We start from the raw sequence: 749 nt of genomic DNA, 5'->3' as shown, positions 1-749 counted from the left end.
TGCTAAGTCTCACAATATTTGACTCTGAGAGTCCCAGTTTAGATGAAGATGTCCTCCCCCACAAGTTGGTGGGAGCTTGTGAGGGAAGACGTGAGTATTTTAGCAGTCTTGTAAGCCGTCGATCATTTCAACAGCCTCACGGAAGTTGCAGCATTTGACGGCCATGACCATGTCGATGGGATTGAAGTTTTTCTGGCACCGGAAGCACCGGGCCAGGTTGGTTTTGGGGTTGGTGGCGGTTTGAAACTCAGAGCACAGGGGGCATAGAAAGCGAAAATACCCGTCTGATACTTTGCAGGGGATGCGCAGAAAATCAGAGATGAGCCGGGAGATGGGGATCTGATTACGCAGTATCCGGAGTTTTTGCTTGGAATAGAGCTTTGTCATGATGTCTTCTCCTAGGGAAGGCGGAATTCGGCCATGGTGTCGGTGACCAGGGCTTCGTTGATCTTGTTGAGATTTTGGGCGGCGGCATTGAGGAGGCAGGCGGTAGCGATGTTATTAATCTGCCTTGGGATGCCGCTGGCATAGTCATGGATGAGGGATTTGGCTTCGGGCTCGAAGACCTTCTCGTTGCTCCCCGCGAAACGCATCCTGGAGTCGATATAGGAGGTGGTCTGGTCCGAGGTTAAGGCGCCGAGGTGACATCGGACGGTGATTCGGTTGACAAGATCGCTAAGAGAGGCACGGGCAAGGAGCTTGGCGAGGGGCTCCTGACCGCTGAGGACGATCTTTACGGGAGTATCGGT

1 protein-coding gene and 1 pseudogene are annotated in these 749 nt (G+C 53.1%); both read right to left on the bottom strand.

Annotation, left to right across the window (positions count from 1 at the left end; translation table 11 throughout):
• Nucleotides 1–99 precede the first annotated feature (99 nt).
• Entirely contained in the window at nucleotides 100–387 is a 288-nt protein-coding gene (locus tag K1V27_RS22555; protein WP_258927472.1) for a CHC2 zinc finger domain-containing protein, read from the bottom strand.
• Between the two features lie 11 nt (nucleotides 388–398).
• A pseudogene (locus K1V27_RS22550) lies at nucleotides 399–749 on the bottom strand (hypothetical protein); the annotation flags it as partial.

The organism is Desulfoferrobacter suflitae (assembly GCF_022603395.1).
Lineage (GTDB): Bacteria > Desulfobacterota > Syntrophobacteria > Syntrophobacterales > Syntrophobacteraceae > Desulfoferrobacter > Desulfoferrobacter suflitae.
This window is presented reverse-complemented; position numbering and strand designations above follow the sequence as displayed.

Excerpts from the sequence above, each read along its gene's own strand:
- K1V27_RS22555 (WP_258927472.1), bottom strand. The coding sequence starts at position 387 with ATGACAAAGCTCTATTCCAAGCAAAAACTCCGGATACTGCGTAATCAG.